Source organism: Embleya sp. NPDC020630 (assembly GCF_044334985.1).
In the GTDB taxonomy this organism is placed as follows: domain Bacteria; phylum Actinomycetota; class Actinomycetes; order Streptomycetales; family Streptomycetaceae; genus Embleya.
The window spans coordinates 113,271-127,480 of sequence record NZ_JBIRUB010000006.1 but is presented as its reverse complement, the minus strand read 5'-3'; the positions used below and the strand labels follow the sequence as shown (position 1 = coordinate 127,480).

General features: G+C 73.0%; 12 protein-coding genes. 3 read left to right on the top strand and 9 right to left on the bottom strand.

Features of this window, described 5'->3' with window-relative positions:
• Positions 1–18: 18 nt before the first annotated feature.
• The 6 genes from ACH4XV_RS21940 to ACH4XV_RS21915 are packed head-to-tail and all read right to left on the bottom strand — an operon-like array spanning position 19 to position 7,318.
• Entirely contained in the window at positions 19–1,800 is a 1,782-nt protein-coding gene (locus tag ACH4XV_RS21940; protein ID WP_395792247.1) for a glycoside hydrolase family 3 protein, read from the bottom strand.
• A 6-nt stretch (positions 1,801–1,806) separates the two neighbouring features.
• A complete protein-coding gene (locus ACH4XV_RS21935) occupies positions 1,807–2,826 on the bottom strand; it encodes an ABC transporter ATP-binding protein (protein ID WP_395792245.1) in 1,020 nt (339 codons plus the stop codon).
• Positions 2,823–3,965 (bottom strand): ABC transporter ATP-binding protein, encoded by a 1,143-nt coding sequence (locus tag ACH4XV_RS21930; RefSeq protein WP_395792243.1) that lies wholly within the window; start codon positions 3,963–3,965, stop codon positions 2,823–2,825. Before ACH4XV_RS21930 ends, ACH4XV_RS21935 begins: the two co-directional genes overlap by 4 nt.
• Entirely contained in the window at positions 3,962–4,846 is an 885-nt protein-coding gene (locus tag ACH4XV_RS21925; protein WP_395792241.1) for an ABC transporter permease, read from the bottom strand. The genes ACH4XV_RS21930 and ACH4XV_RS21925 overlap by 4 nt, the downstream gene beginning before the upstream one ends.
• A complete protein-coding gene (locus tag ACH4XV_RS21920) occupies positions 4,833–5,783 on the bottom strand; it encodes an ABC transporter permease (protein ID WP_395792239.1) in 951 nt (316 codons plus the stop codon). Before ACH4XV_RS21920 ends, ACH4XV_RS21925 begins: the two co-directional genes overlap by 14 nt.
• Positions 5,780–7,318, bottom strand: coding sequence for an ABC transporter substrate-binding protein (locus ACH4XV_RS21915; RefSeq protein WP_395792237.1), 1,539 nt, complete (start codon positions 7,316–7,318; stop codon positions 5,780–5,782). The genes ACH4XV_RS21920 and ACH4XV_RS21915 overlap by 4 nt, the downstream gene beginning before the upstream one ends.
• Positions 7,319–7,543: 225 nt before the next feature.
• Here ACH4XV_RS21915 and ACH4XV_RS21910 point away from each other — a divergent pair, with 225 nt between their 5' ends.
• Both ACH4XV_RS21910 and ACH4XV_RS21905 read left to right on the top strand, forming a co-directional pair.
• Complete coding sequence (locus ACH4XV_RS21910; protein WP_395792235.1) at positions 7,544–8,158, top strand: TetR family transcriptional regulator; 615 nt, start codon at positions 7,544–7,546, stop codon at positions 8,156–8,158.
• A gap of 381 nt (positions 8,159–8,539) precedes the next feature.
• Positions 8,540–8,866: a hypothetical protein gene (locus ACH4XV_RS21905; RefSeq protein ID WP_395792233.1), complete on the top strand. Its 327-nt coding sequence runs from the start codon at positions 8,540–8,542 to the stop codon at positions 8,864–8,866.
• Between the two features lie 13 nt (positions 8,867–8,879).
• Here ACH4XV_RS21905 and ACH4XV_RS21900 read toward each other — a convergent pair whose 3' ends face one another.
• Positions 8,880–9,836, bottom strand: a complete 957-nt coding sequence (locus tag ACH4XV_RS21900) for an EamA family transporter (RefSeq protein ID WP_395792231.1) — start codon at positions 9,834–9,836, stop codon at positions 8,880–8,882.
• A gap of 39 nt (positions 9,837–9,875) precedes the next feature.
• On the opposite strand from ACH4XV_RS21900, the gene ACH4XV_RS21895 reads away from it, so the two are divergent.
• Positions 9,876–10,418 carry a CGNR zinc finger domain-containing protein gene (locus ACH4XV_RS21895; protein ID WP_395792229.1) on the top strand — a complete coding sequence of 181 codons (543 nt, stop codon included), beginning with the start codon at positions 9,876–9,878 and terminating at the stop codon, positions 10,416–10,418.
• A gap of 79 nt (positions 10,419–10,497) precedes the next feature.
• On the opposite strand, the gene ACH4XV_RS21890 is transcribed toward ACH4XV_RS21895, so the two are convergent.
• Together ACH4XV_RS21890 and ACH4XV_RS21885 are read right to left on the bottom strand one after the other, a co-directional pair.
• A complete protein-coding gene (locus ACH4XV_RS21890; RefSeq protein WP_395792227.1) occupies positions 10,498–11,943 on the bottom strand; it encodes a purine-cytosine permease family protein in 1,446 nt (481 codons plus the stop codon).
• Positions 11,944–13,127: 1,184 nt separating this feature from the next.
• On the bottom strand, positions 13,128–14,192 hold the full coding sequence (locus ACH4XV_RS21885; protein ID WP_395792225.1) for a DNA alkylation repair protein: 1,065 nt from the start codon (positions 14,190–14,192) through the stop codon (positions 13,128–13,130).
• Between the last annotated feature and the right edge of the window lie 18 nt (positions 14,193–14,210).

Sequence of the window (14,210 nt, the reverse complement as noted above, 5' to 3'; positions counted from 1 at the left end):
CCGCCGGTGTCCCAGCCGTCACCGGGTCGTATGCGGGTGCCCGCAGCGGAACAGCGGGTCGCGGGTGTCGAAGGGCACGTCCTCGCGGGAGTCCAGCACGGCCTCCATCGACGACGGCAGGTCGAACGGCAGCGTGCCGGGCGTCGGGGCGCGGCCGAAGGCCGCGTCCAGGACCAGGTCGTCGTCGGCGCCGAAGTCGGCGAGCAGCGCGGTGGCGCAGTCGGCGAGCGGCGTGAGGATCGCGGCGCGGTCCAGGAAGACGTCGACGGTGGTCGGCACGGTCGCGCACAGGGTGCGCAGGCGGTCGACCTCGGCGGCGGGGAAGTCGAGGGATCCGGCGTGGAAGTGGCGTTCCAGCAGGCCCTCGCGGACCTCGTACGGGGCGTCGATCCGGACCACGGCCAGGTCCGCGTCCTCGACGCGCTCGACCACCGTGCCGTAGCGGGCGGCGACTTCGGGGTCGATGTTCTCCACGTACAGCCGGCGCCCCGGCGTGTCCGCGAACGGCTCTCCGGTGAGCCGGACCAGGGAACGTCGCTGCACCCGACGGCCGAGTTCGACGCGCGCGGGGTGGCCGACCACCCGCTCGGCGGCCTCGGGGTCGACGTACGGGTCGTCGAACAGGCCGAGGCGGAACTTGTCGCGCAGGATGCGCCGGGCCGACGCGTCGATCCGCGCCTCGTCGACGGCGCCGGAGCGTACCGCGTCGACGATCAGGTCGGATCGGGTCTCCCCGCCGAACTGGTCCACGCCCGCGTGCAGCATCAGCACCGCCTGCTCGGCGAGGGTGAGGTGTTCGACGCCCCAGTTGCGCGGCGGCAGCGCGACGAGGCCGGGGATCTCCATGCCGGTGAGCACGTTGAAGTCGCTGCACACCACGCCGTCGAAGCCGTACCGCTCGCGCAGCAGCCCGGTCAGCACGTCGCGGTTGAACGAGGAGCCGACCTCGGCGAGCGCGGTGCCCACGGGGATCGAGTAGCACGTCATCACCTGTGCGGTGCCGACCTCGAAGGCGGCCTCGAAGGGCTTCAGGTGGTAGTCGAGGTTGCCGCCCGGATAGACGGCGCGGGTGCCGTAGGCGAAGTGCGGGTCCTCGCCGCCCTCCTGGGGTCCGCCGCCGGGGAAGTGTTTGGTCATGCAGGCCACGCTGTCCGGGCCCAACCGCTCGCCCTGCATGCCCCGGATGTAGCCGGCCAGGATGCGTCCGGCCCGGTCGGCGTCCTCGCCGAAGGTGCCGCTGGTGCGCGGCTTGCGGGGCTCGGTGGCGAGGTCGGCCATCGGGTGGATCGCAACCCGCACACCCACCGCGCGCAGTTCGGCCGCGATCGCGGCGGCGTACTCCTCGACGAGCGCGGGGTCGTCGGTGGCCGCGAGGCCGATCGGTTCGGGCCCTCGGCTGAACGCGCCGCCGGTGAACGCGGTGGCCGGGTTCTCGGTGAAGCCGTGGCGCGGGTCGGAGGCGAGCGTGACGGGGATGCCGAGGCGGGTCGCGGCGGCCAGGTCCTGCACGTGGTTGTTCCACCGGGCCGTCTCGACCGGCGAGGGCATGGCGGTCAACCCGAAGGTGTTGATGCCGCGTTCGCCGATCAGTTCGGCCCCGGTGGGGACCCGGGCGCCGTTGCCGGGGATCATCCGGCCGCAGCACATCAGCCCGGCCTTCTCCTCCAGCGTCATCCGGCCCAGCAGGTCGGCGACCCGCTCCTCGATCGGGAGCCGGGGGTCCTCGTAGGGCTCCATGGTCCCGTTGTGGTTGAGGTCGCGGAAGGGGGTGCCGTCGTGGTGGCGAAGGGTTCGGAGCATGGCGGATCAGTCCTCGTGCCGGGTGGAGTGGTCGGGGCGGTGCCGGGTGGGGTCGTCGGTGGGCGGGGCGGCGAAGGGCGGCAGCGGGTGGTGGCAGGCGACGGCGCGCCGCTCGGCGACGGCGCGCATCGCGGGTTCCCGGTCCGCGCACACGGCGCTTGCGTACGGGCAGCGGGTGCGGAACCGGCAGCCGGACGGCGGGTCCAACGGGGACGGCGGATCGACCGCGAGCAGGTGCCCGTCGCCGAGCGCGCGCCCGGGCTCGGGTATGGCGGCGAGCAGCGCGGCGGTGTAGGGATGCGCCGGTGCGGCCAACAGGTCCTCCGTCGGGCCCTGTTCGCATACCCGCCCCAGATAGAGCACCGCGACATCGTCGCTCACCGCGCGCACCACGCCCAGGTCGTGTGAGATGAACAACCCGGCGAGGCCGAGGGTTTCGGTGAGCCCGCGCAGCAGGTTGAGCACGGTGGCCTGGGCGGACACGTCGAGCGCGGACACGGCCTCGTCGGCGATCAACACGCGCGGTTCGGCGGCCAGGGCCCGGGCGATGGCCACCCGCTGCGCCTGCCCGCCGGACAACTGAGCGGGGAGGCGGTCGGCGAAGGTGTCGGGTGACAGGCCGACGGCGTCCAGGAGTTCGCGGACCCGGGCCTCGCGGTCGACGGTGCGGGCGGTGTCGGGGTGTGCGTCGAGGGGTTCGGCGACGATGTCGCGCACCCGGCGGCGCGGGTTGAGCGAGGACAGCGGGTCCTGGAAGACCATCTGCATGCGCGGACGGAACGCCCGCAGCGCGCGCGGGGTCAGCCCGGCGAGGTCGACGCCGTCGACGGTGACGGTTCCCCGGGTGGGCGCGGGCAGGTGCAGGATCGCCTTGGCGATGCTGCTCTTTCCGGAGCCGGACTCGCCGACCAGGGCGAGGGTGCGGCTCCGATGCAGGGTCAGGCTGACGTCGCTGACGGCGTGCAGCGGCCCCGAACGGGTGCGGTGCACCACGCTCAGGTCGCTCGCCCGGAGGACGGCGGTCACGAAGTGGCCTTTCGCGGGGCGGGGTTCGGGGCCGCGGAGGCGCCCCGCGGGTCGGTGTCGGGGTGCGACAGCGGGTGGAAGCACGACGCGGTGTGGCCGGCCCCGGCGTGGTGCACGGGCGGCGTCGCCCGCGTGCACTGCTCGGTCGCGCGGTCGCAGCGGGGCGCGAACGGGCAGCCGGTGCGCGGCCGGGTCGGGTCGGGCGGGGCGCCGGGGATGGTCGGCAGGGTGCGCCGCAGCGGGCCCGTGACGCGCGGGACGCTGCGCAGGAGGGCGGCGGTGTACGGGTGCGCCGGCCGGTCGGTGACGTCCTCGGTGCGGCCGGTCTCGACGATGTGCCCGGCGTACATCACCGCGATCCGGCGGGCGCGGCCGTACAGCAGCCCGATGTCGTGGGTGATCAGCAGGGTGGCCAGGCCGCGTTCGGCCCGATGGCGGTCCAGGAGGTCGAGCACGGTGCGCTGGACGGTGACGTCGAGGGCGGTGGTGGGTTCGTCGGCGAGCACAAGCGCGGGTTCGCCGGCGAGCGCGGCGGCGATGCCCACCCGTTGGCGCAGGCCGCCGGAGAGTTCGTGCGGGTAGGCGCGGGCCCGGCGATCCGGGTCGGGTACGTCGACGGCGGCGAGCAGTTCGGCCGCGGCGCGCCGGCGCTCGCGCCGGCGCAGTCGGCGGCGCGCGGTGAGCGCCTCGGTGACCTGGTCGGCGATCCGCACGACGGGGTTGAGCGAGGTCATCGGGTCCTGGTGGACCATGGCGATCTCGGTGCCCAGGAGCCCGGCGCGGCGGCGCGCGTCCACGTCGAGGATGTCCTCGTCGTGCAGGAGCACGCGGCCGGTGCGGGTGACGCGGGTGCCGCGTCCGGGCACGCCGAGGATGGTGCGGCTCAGCACCGACTTGCCCGATCCGCTCTCGCCGACCACGCCCAGGCATTCCCCCGCGTCGATGTGCAGGTGCACGTCGTGCAGCACGTGCAGGGGGCGGCCGTGGGCGGGGTGGATGACGACGTCGAGCGCTTCGACGCGCAACACGGGGGTCGGATCGTGCGACCCGGCGCCCGGCGCGGCGGCGGTGGTCTCGGCCGTCTCGGCCGTCTCGGCCGTCTCGGCCGTCTCGGCGGTCTCGGTGGTCTCGGTGGTCATCGGGAGGACCCCTTCGGGGAGCCGGAACGCACGCTCTCGCCCAGGTGGTTCAACGCCAGTACGGTCAGGCACAACACGCCGGCGGGGATCAGCGAGATCCACGGCGCGCTGCCCAGGGTGATGCGTCCCTGCGCGATGATGCCGCCCCACGAGGGTGCCGGTGGACGCAGGCCGAAGCCGAGGAAGCTGAGCGCGCCCTCGGCGACGATGGCCGCGGTCGTCGCGGTGAACGCGAACGACAGCGCGGCCGGGGCGATGTTCGGCAGGATCTCGCGCCGCAGGATGCGCCCGGGGGACGTGCCGATCATCCGGGCGGCCTGGACGAATCCGCGTTCCTTCAGCGACAGGGCGCCGGCGCGGGTGACGCGGGTGAACGACGGCACGGTGAACAGTCCGATCAGGCCGCCGATCACCGGCAGGCTCGGGCCGCGCAGGGTGACCACGATCATCACGAGGATGAGCGCGGGTACCGCCATCAGGAGGTCGGTGGCGAAGCCGATGACGCGGTCGGTCCACCCGCCGAACCAGCCGGACGCGATGCCCAGCGCCCCGCCGACGACCAGGCCGACGGTGACGGTCAGCGCGGCGACGCCGAAGGACGCGCGGGCGCCGGCGGCGGTACGGACCAGGACGTCGCGGCCGGTGTCGTCGGTGCCGAACCAGTGGCCCGGCCCGGGCGGCGCGGAGGGGTGGGCGAAGTCGGCGCGCAGCGGATCGCAGCCGGGCAACATCGGCACCACGATCGCCGCGAGCACCACGACGGCGAGCCACCCCGCGGCCGGCACCGCCCCGGGGGAGGCGAGGCGGACGCCGCGCAGCGGATCGCGGTACCGCGTGCGGGAGGTCGGGGCGGCAGGGGTGGTGGGGTCAGCGGTGGTCATGGGCGATCCTGGGGTCGATCCGGCGGTAGAGCAGGTCGACCGCGAGGGTGGCCGCCACGACGCCGACGGCGGTGACCACGACGATCGCCTGGATGACCGGGAAGTCGCGGCCGTTGATGGCGGTCGCCGCCAGGCTGCCCATGCCGGGGACCGCGAACAGGGTTTCCACCAGCACCGATCCGCCCAGCGCCATGCCGAAGCCGATGCCGATCAGGGTGACCAGGGGCAGCGCGGACGGGCGCAGCGCACGACGCAGCAGCAGGCGTGCGCTGCCCAGGCCCCGCCCGCGGGCGGCGTCGATGTAGGTCTGGTCGAGGGTGTCCATGAGCTGGGCGCGCAGGGTACGGGTGAACACGGCGGCCTCGGTCAGGCCCATGGTCAGCGCGGGCAGGACCAGGTGGCGCAGGTTGTCGGCCGGATCGTCGGTGAACGGCGTCCAGCCGGTGGCGGGCAGGACGCGCCACTGCACGGCGGCGACGTAGATCAGCAGCAAGCCGAGCACGAACGCGGGGATGGCGAGCCAGACGAACGCCAGCGCGGTGGCGAGGCGGTCGAACACCCCGCCGGGGCGCCACGCGGACCACAACGCGACCGGCAGGGCGATGGCGAGCGCGACGAGCTGGGAGGCGGCGAACAGTTCGAGGGTGACCGGTACCCGGTCGCCCAGCTCGGTGGTCACCGGCACCCCGTTGGCGAGCGAGCTGCCCAGGTCGCCGTGCAGGGCGTCGGCGATCCAGTGCCAGGCGGCGACCAGGACGTTGTCGTCCAGGCCGAGGTCGGCATCGAAGGCGGCGATCTGCTCGGGGGTCGCGTTGGGGCCCAGGGCGGCGAGCGCGGGCGAGCCGCGCATCAGGTGCGGCAGCGCCGCGGCGGCGGTGGTGACCAGGACGACCGCCGCCGCCGCGCGCAGCAGCCGGAGCACGATGTGCCGGGTCATCGGGTGACCCACAGCGCGGCCGGGGAGACGTTGACGACGCTGCGGCCGGCGAGGTCGGGCAGTCCGCCGACCTTGGCGGCGGCGATGAAGCCGACCCGGTTCTCGGTGAGGAACAACGCGGGCGCCTGCTCGACGAGTACGCGCCCGGCGTCGGCGTAGGCGGCGCCGCGGCGGGCGGGGTCCAGCGCGCCGCGCCCGGTGGCAAGCGCGGTGTCCAGGGCCGGGTCGGCGAAGCCGGCGAAGTTGGTGGGCGACCCGGCGCCGAAGAACATGTTCAGCCCCGTGGACGGGTCGCCGAACGCGCTGGTGGTGAAGTCCGCGACCTGGAACTGGCGTTGGTACAGGGTGCTCAGATAGGTGGGGACGTCCAGCGGCTTGATGGTCATGTGGATGCCGACATCGCCGAGCATCTGCTGCAGGACCGTGGCTCGTTGCTGCGCCTCGGGCTGGGTGGGGACGAGGTAGTCGAATCTCACCGGGGCGCCGACCTCGGCCAGCAGTTGGCGCGCCTTGGCCGGGTCGGGGGCCGGATAGGGCGTTGCGGAGCGGTAGGGCGCGGTGGAGACCAGCGGCCCGTCGGCGGGTTTGCCCTGGTCCAGGGTGACGACCTTGGCGAGGGTGGCGCGGTCGATCGTGTACTGCATCGCCCGACGCACCCGGGGGTCGTCGAACGGGGCGACCTTGGTGTTGAAGATCGTCGTGGAGGTGGCGCCCAGGGCGGTGGCGGTGCGCAGTCCGTCGGTACCGCTCTGCCGCAGATGGTTGGGCGTCTCGGCCCAGATCAGGTCGACGTCGCCCGAACGTACGCTCTGGTAGCGGCTGTCGGCATCGGGCAGGACGCGGTAGACGACCTTGTCGACGTGCGGTTTGTCGCCCCAGTAGCCGGGGTTGCGGGTGACGGTGACCGAGACGCCGGGCTGGGACTGCTCGACGGTGAACGGGCCGGAGCCGACCGGAGGCGAGGAGTCGGTGGGCGCCGTGGCGATGTAGCCGAGGGCCCGGGTGAAGAGGTTGGGCAGTGCCGCGTCCGGGTTCTTCAGGTCGATCCGCACCGAGGTGGGGCTCGACGCGGTCATGCCGGCGATCGTGGCGGCGTCGACCGCGCACGGGCACTTGCTCTCCGGTTTGGCCAGGCGCTGGACGTGATCGATCACGGCCCGGGCGTCCAGGGGACGTCCGTTGGCGAACTTCACCCCGTCGCGCAGGTCGAGCGTCCAACTGCTCGCGTCCGCGTTCGGGGTGAAGGACTTGGCCAGGTAGGGGCGTACCTGCCCGTCCTTGTCGTTGACCATCAACGGGTCGAACAGGGAGTTGGCGAGCAGGAGCATGGGCTGCGAGGTGAGCGCGGAGTCGGCGGGGTCGAGCCTGCCGAACGGGCGGTCCAGGCCCACGCGCAGCGTGCCGCCGTCGACGGCGGCACCCGCGGGGGCGGGCTGTTTGTTCGCCACCGCGTCGTCGGAGGCCGAACAGCCGGCCGCCCAGAGCACCGCGGCCGTCGCCAATGCGACGGCCGCCGGCCGTTTGCGATTGTTCATCTGCCTCGCTCCATCCGGAATACAAGCCCACAGAGGTGGACCTGCACTAACCTAGGAAAGTGGCACAACTGCCAGGTGACAGTAGTGCAAACTTTTATGGTGGGGAAGATTGCAATCCGGGATCCCGACCCGGGCCCGAACGCCCGGGACCCCGACCCGACTACGCACCGTCGCAGGACCCGAACTCCGGGCGTACGCGACGACCCGGCTGGGAGGACGAGTGGCATGACCGAGCAGGCGGACGAGGCGGCACCCCGACCGGGGCTGCGCGAACGCAAGAAGGCGCGGACACGCGACGCCATCCGCACCGCGGCGCTCGACCTGTTCGAGGAGCAGGGCTTCGAGGCGACCACGGTCGACCGGATCTGCGCCCGGGCGGACGTCGCGCACCGAACGTTCTTCCGCTACTACGAGTGCAAGGAGGCCCTGCTCTTCGGCTGGGGCTTCGGCCGCCTCCTCGTCGAGGAGTTCGCCGCGGCGCCCGCCGAACTGGACCCGTGGGCGGCCCTGATGCACGCCTTCGACCGCTACGGCGGCGGAGCGCCGGAGGAGCCGGCCGGGACGACCGCGCGACGCCGCGAACTGCGCCGCCGCTGCGCCGACATCCGCTCGGTGCACGAATTCGCGATCCTGCGGATCGACGAGCTCGCCCAGGACGCGGTCGCCATCGCCGCCGCGCGCATGGGCGTCGACCCCGACCGGGACCTGCGCCCCGGCGCGATCGGCGCGCTCCTAGCCGGCCTGGCGCGCCGCGTGGTCGTCGACGGCGTGACCGACGGACCACAGGCCTGGGTGGCGGCGCTGCGCGAAGTGGTGGGAACGAGCGACGACGGATCGTGAGCGAGGGGGCGCTCGTGGCCCCTGCGCAGCGCCCCTCCGGTATGCGCCGCCGGCCGATCCGCGAGGTGCGCTTCCGAACTCGCGCCACGTTCACGGACGTTGGCCTTGGCCGCGCCGCCCCCCACCCGGCCGGTGGGGGGCGGACACAGTGGTGGGGCGAGTCCGGTGGGGTGTGTGCGTCGGACCCACGACACGCCGATCTCGGGTACGGGCGGGGCTCGCTCGCGAGGGTGGCGACAGGGCTACCGTTGGCCGCGTACCCACCCGCCGCTCCGCCGTCGGCTTGCGTCCCGGCACCGGCGGCGGGGCGAAGCGCCCGTCGCGGGTCAGGGGTCGACCGCCGCCGCCGTTTCCCGGAGGCCGTCCGCGCTCATCTCCCGGATGCGGTTGGTGAACCAGGAGCGGCCGAACGGGCCCGCCGGCTCGACCTGCAGGTCGCCCTGCGCCGACGCCAAGACCCCGTCGGGCGCGCTGATCGAGGCGGGTCCCCGCTTCGAAACGCTCCAGGAGGCGTTGGCCCTGATCGGCGCGGGCCTGGGCGCCTTCATCGTCGGCGCCCAGGTCACCCGCTATTACGCCCGCGACGACATCGCGTGCATCCCGTTTTGCGATGCCCCGCCGCTGGAATGGATCCGGGCGGTCGGGGACGCCGCCGGCCTGCTCGGCCTCGCGGTCGGCGCCGGTGACGGGCGGGTTCGGCGGGCGTGAGCGGGGCGGGGCGTCAGCGGTTGTCGAGCCCGGCCAGGACGACGCCGCCGATGATCAGCAGGCCGCCGACCGTCTGGGCGGCGTTCGGCGCCTCGTCGATCAGCAACCACGCGAAGCCGACACTGGCGACCACCTCCAGGAGGGCGACGAACGAGGCGGTGCGGGAGCCGAGCAGGCGGCCCGCCGCTGTGCCCGTGGTGTAGGCCAGGGCGGCGGTGACCAGGCCGAGCAGCAGCACCGGCACCCACCAGGGTGTGCTGCCGGTGCGGTAGTCGGCCGGGTCGAGGCCGGCGTGCATCGGCAGCAGGCCGACCGCCGCGAGCACGGCGAGGGTGGCCGTGCCGACCACCAGACCGGCTCCGGTCAGCGCCACCGGCGGCAGACCGGTGTCGGTGTCCGCCGCGATCAGGAAGTAGGCGGTCAGGCCCACCATCGCCGCGAGTGCCCAGGCCACGCCCGACCAGGCCAGATCGGCGCCGGAGAACAGGTCGACGGCGAGGACCAGGCCCACGGCCGCCAGCCCGGTGCCGGCCAGGGTCAATGGTCGCGGGCGCCGACCGCGGCGCGCCCAGAGCCAGACCACGACCGCCGCCGGGGCGGTGTACTCGATGAGCAGCGCGGGTGCGACGTCCATCGTGGTGACGGCGGAGAAGAAGCAGAACTGCGCGCCGGCCAGGCCCAGTACGCCGTACACCAGCACGGTGCGGGCCTGCGCGCGCAGTCGACGCCACCGCCCGCGCAGCGCCACGACCGCGAACGGCGCCACGACCAGCGCGGCGAGACCGATCCGGGCCAGCACGATCGCCCCCGGACTCCAGCCGGACGAGAGCAGCCCCCGCGCCAACGACCCCGACATGCCGAAGGAGGTCGCTGAGACGAGGGCGAGGAGGAGACCGCCGCCGAGACCCGCATGGGTGGAGGGGCCGGAGAAGCTGCGCACACCCGGTATGTCATGGGCTACATCGGTCATAGATCATGACGGTAGAGGTGTGGTCGGTAAGCTGTCAAAATGATTTTTGGTCATGACACCGAGTCGTCGCTTCAGGCCGTCGTGGCGCTGATCAACAGCGCGGAGGCGCCGGACACCCTCACCACGGTGCGGGACGTGGACGCGTGGTACACCGAGCACCGCTACACCGGCCGCCGGGACGGCGACGCCGCCGAACTCGCGAGCCTGCGCGCGCTGCGCCCGGTGCTGCGCGATCTGCTGACCGCCGACCGCGACCGCGCCGCGAGCTTGGCGAACACGATGCTGGCCGACGCCGGCGCGCTTCCGCAGCTCGTGCGACACGACGACCAGGACTGGCACCTGCACGCGGTGTCCGGCGACGCGCCACTGGCGAGCCGGGTGGTCGTGGAGACCGCGATGGCGATGACCGACGTGGTCCGCATGGACGAGATGTCCCGGCTGTTCCTGTGTGCGGACGAGGGGTGCGGCGGCATCGTCCTGGACCTCACCCGCAACCGCTCGCGCCGCTATTGCAGCACCGCCTGCGGCAACCGCAACGCGGTGGCCGCCTACCGCGCCCGCCGGGGTGCGCGCGGGGCGTGACCGCGATCAACAGGACGGCGACTACGACCCGGCCGTCACCGTCGCGAAGATGCGGGCGGCGATGGCCGGGGGCGAGTAGCTACACGAGCACCCTCGCGGCGTCGTCGCCGCGATCCGCCGCCGGGTAAATGGTCTCGGCGGGCGGGTTGTTGGTCTTGCGGGCCCACGCGTAGTAGATCACCGCGGTGAACGCGAGGCCGACGATCCAGGAGATGTCCGCGCCGCCGAGGCGTTCGGTCAACGGACCGGTGTACAACTTCTGGGCCAGGAACGGGATCTGCGCGACGACGCCGACCACGTAGCAGGTCAGCGCCGGGATGTTCCAGCGCCCGTAGCGGCCGTTCGGGTCGTACAGGGCGGGGATGTCGACGCGTTCGCGCGAGATCAGGTAGTAGTCCGTCAGGTTGATGGCGCTCCACGGGGTGAAGACCATCAGCAGGAGCAGGACGAAGTTCTTGAAGTTGCCGAGGAAGTCCGCACTTGCCGCGATCGCGATCACGACCGATGTCGCGGTGAAGGCGACGATGTACGCCGCGCGCACGACGGGCGAGATCCGGGACCGGCCGTCGAAGGCGGTCACGGTGGTCAGGATCGACATGAAGCCGCCGTACGCGTTGAGACAGTTGACCGTCAGCTTGCCCACCAGGATGACCAGGTAGATCAGGAACGCGACGAATGCCGGTCCGGCCAGATCGCCGACGAATCCCACCTGGTCGGGCAGGAAGGCGTCACCCGCGACGGCGGCGATCAGCGCGCCCAGCGTCATCGACCACTGCGAACCGATGACGCTGCCGGCGAAGGTCGACCAGAACGTGGCGCGTTCGCTGGTCTCGCGCGGCAGGTACCGGGAATAGTCGGCCACGTAGGGACCGAAGGTCAACTGCCAGCCCGCGCCCAGGGAGATCGCGAGCAGGAAGGTCGTGAGGTCGAACGACTTGTTGCCGACGTGCGCGCCGACGTCGTACTTGGCGAACAGGGCGATCACCAGGTAGCCCAGACCCACGATGCCGGCGACCGTCGCGATCCGGCCCGCGAGGTGGATGAGGCGGTATCCGGTCACCGCGACCACGGCGGTCAGCGCGCCGAAGATCAGGATGCCGACCTTGGTGTTGTCGATGTGCAGGATCTCGCAGACCGCCTGCCCGGCCAGCACACTGCCGGTCGCGGCGAAGCCGAGATACATCAGGATCACCATGACCAGCGGCAGCACCGCGCCGAAGACGCCGAACTGCGCGCGGCTGGAGATCATCTGCGGCACACCCAACCGGGGCCCCTGGGCCGAGTGCAACGCCATGACGATGCCGCCGAGGATGTTGCCGATCAGCAGGGCCGGGATCGCCCACAACGCGTCGGCGCCGAAGACCACCGCGAGGGCGCCGTCGACGATCGCGGTGATCTGCATGTTCGCCCCGAACCACAGGGTGAACTGACTCCGCGGCGTGCCGTGCCGCTCCGCGTCGGGGATCACCTCGATGGTGCGGTGCTCCACCGCGAGCCGGGATTCGGACGGTTGCTCGAGGGTCATGGGCGTCTCCCCGTCGATCTGCGTACGTACGTGGCGTTGTGGTGCGCAGAATCTTGCATGCATTTAAACCAACGTCAACGGCCTGAATGAATTGATTCATGTAGGCGATGCGCACACCCGAAATGCAAGGCGACCGGGGGCGCCAACCTGCGATTCGATCATGACCGGGCCGAGCGCACGGCCCTCACGACGCGGTCCGGCCGCACTCTCCCCGAGCCGAAACGGCGAGCGCCCCGCCGTGGAGGGCGAAGGACCCGGCCGCGTCGGTGTCGACCGTGCCGGTGCCGTGAAACGCCTCGGCGCGGAGCCGGAAGCCGGCGGGATCGGTGCGTTGTACGGCGACCAGGCGCCAGGGGGGTTCTCGGCGGTTTCGGGGTCGGGCGGCACGGCCGGACGCACGAGCGCGGAGGCTTCGCGGGATGCCCGGGCCGGGGTGTACCGGGCCAAGCGGAGATCGGCCCGGGTCGGCGTGCTCCACGGTCGGGGCTCGGGGACCGGGGGAGGGAGGCGACGGCCCCGTGGCCGGTGTCCCGCAGCGTCGTCGCGAACCACTCGGCGAGCGCCGGACCACCTCGGCGGATCCAGGTCCCGACCAGCCGGCGAAAGGCGGCTTCGCGGCGATACGGCAGACGATGCGCGCCGGCCCCGACGACGGCCGCGCCCGCACCGGCGAACGCCCGGTGGAAATCCCGTAAGGGGACCCGGGACGCGTACTCGGCGGACGCAACCAGCCGCATCTCCAGCATGGCCCGGCGCAGCAGGTCCGCGGCGACCCGCGCATGCACGCCCAGCCGGCCCTGCCGCGGAGCTTCGTCGAACCGAACTGCCCGGCCTTCAGCGGCGGGGGACGGATCCCGGTAGCGGTCGTCCACGCGAACCTCGGCCGCCGCCGCCCGGAGCAGCCCACACTCGCCGCTGCCGACCGACACCCCACCCGCCTCCGCTCGAAGCACCACGCCCAGGGCGTCGCCGGAATCGAACCGGACCTTGGTGACGTCCCGCAGCCGAAGATCGAGCGTCACGATCCCGGGGCGGGAGTCGTCGCCGACGCGACAGGCACGCGTGGCGGCCGGTTCGAGGGATGCGACGAGGCGCCCGCCGACCTTCCACCGCAGAGCCGCCCCCGCGCGCCGCTCCCGCGCCCCACGCGTGCCGGCCGCTCGGGGCGCCGGCGGGGGCGGGGGTCAGGGGAGCAGGGTAAAGGGGGCGGTGGCTTGGGGTTTGCCGTTGACGATGATGTGGAGGGTGCGGGAGCCCGGGGGTTCGGTGCGGGTCGTTACCGGGCGGAACGAGTGGGATCTGGCGAGGGTGAAGGTGTCGCCGGCGGCCTTGGCCACCCGCTCGGCCAAGTGGAAGACGCGGTGGGAACCGTCGCGGGCGATCGCGTACTTGAGGACGAGGGGCCCGGGGGCGTCGGCGCGGACGGTGAGGGTGAACGGGATGCGGTCGCCGGTCGTGACGGTGTCCGCGACGACGAGCGATTCCACCGTGCCGCTGCCGTGTGCCGCGCCGATCAGGCCGAGCGCTTCGGGATGACCGGCCCGCAACAGGCCCCGGGCGGCGTGCCGGACCACGCGGTCGGTGTGTACGCCGCCCTCGGCGTGCCAGCGGCCGAGGATGGCCAGTGCCGTGTCGGGGTGGTCCTTGGCGATGTCGTTGACGTGGTTGGCGACCGAGCGCCGGACGTACTCGCTGGGGTCGTCGCGCAGCCGCTCCAGGATGGGCAGCGTCGGACCGGGGGACATCAGCCGGCGCACCCGCGTGCCCCAGGGCAGCCGGGGCCGGGTGCCCTCGGACGCGAGCCGGCGCAGGTGCTCGTCGGCGGACTCGGCCCAGCCGCGCATGACCTTCAGCGCGGCGTCCTCGTGGCGGTCGAGATAGGGCCGCACCGCGAACTCGGCCGTGGCGAAGGGGGTGATCACGGCGAGCGTGGCCATGGCCTCGTCGAGGTGGTCGATGCCGTGCACCGCGACGTAGTCGGTGGCCGGCCAGCCGCTCCACATGTCCAGGACGGTGTGTCCGGTCGCCGCGCGCAGGACCTCGGCGGCTGCCGGGAAGGGCAGGTCGAGGGTCGTGTGCAGGGCCCGGGCGACGTGGCCGACGCGGGCCTTGAGTTCCAGGTCGTCCAGCCCGGTCAGCGCGGCGGCGACGAAGCGGTCGCGCGGGAAGCCGTCGCGGGCGGCGGCGACGGCGTCGGCCAGGGTGGCGACGGAGGTCGCGTTGATCATGTCCTTGAGCGGTTGGGCCATGCGCGCCAGGCTCCCAGA

Bases quoted from the DNA above. Each gene is read 5' to 3' on its own strand.
- ACH4XV_RS21940 (WP_395792247.1), bottom strand. From the start codon at position 1,800: ATGCTCCGAACCCTTCGCCACCACGACGGCACCCCCTTCCGCGACCTC.
- ACH4XV_RS21930 (WP_395792243.1), bottom strand. From the start codon at position 3,965: ATGACCACCGAGACCACCGAGACCGCCGAGACGGCCGAGACGGCCGAG.
- ACH4XV_RS21925 (WP_395792241.1), bottom strand. From the start codon at position 4,846: ATGACCACCGCTGACCCCACCACCCCTGCCGCCCCGACCTCCCGCACG.
- ACH4XV_RS21920 (WP_395792239.1), bottom strand. From the start codon at position 5,783: ATGACCCGGCACATCGTGCTCCGGCTGCTGCGCGCGGCGGCGGCGGTC.
- ACH4XV_RS21915 (WP_395792237.1), bottom strand. From the start codon at position 7,318: ATGAACAATCGCAAACGGCCGGCGGCCGTCGCATTGGCGACGGCCGCG.
- ACH4XV_RS21910 (WP_395792235.1), top strand. From the start codon at position 7,544: ATGACCGAGCAGGCGGACGAGGCGGCACCCCGACCGGGGCTGCGCGAA.
- ACH4XV_RS21905 (WP_395792233.1), top strand. From the start codon at position 8,540: ATGCGGTTGGTGAACCAGGAGCGGCCGAACGGGCCCGCCGGCTCGACC.
- ACH4XV_RS21900 (WP_395792231.1), bottom strand. From the start codon at position 9,836: ATGACCGATGTAGCCCATGACATACCGGGTGTGCGCAGCTTCTCCGGC.
- ACH4XV_RS21895 (WP_395792229.1), top strand. From the start codon at position 9,876: ATGATTTTTGGTCATGACACCGAGTCGTCGCTTCAGGCCGTCGTGGCG.
- ACH4XV_RS21890 (WP_395792227.1), bottom strand. From the start codon at position 11,943: ATGACCCTCGAGCAACCGTCCGAATCCCGGCTCGCGGTGGAGCACCGC.
- ACH4XV_RS21885 (WP_395792225.1), bottom strand. From the start codon at position 14,192: ATGGCCCAACCGCTCAAGGACATGATCAACGCGACCTCCGTCGCCACC.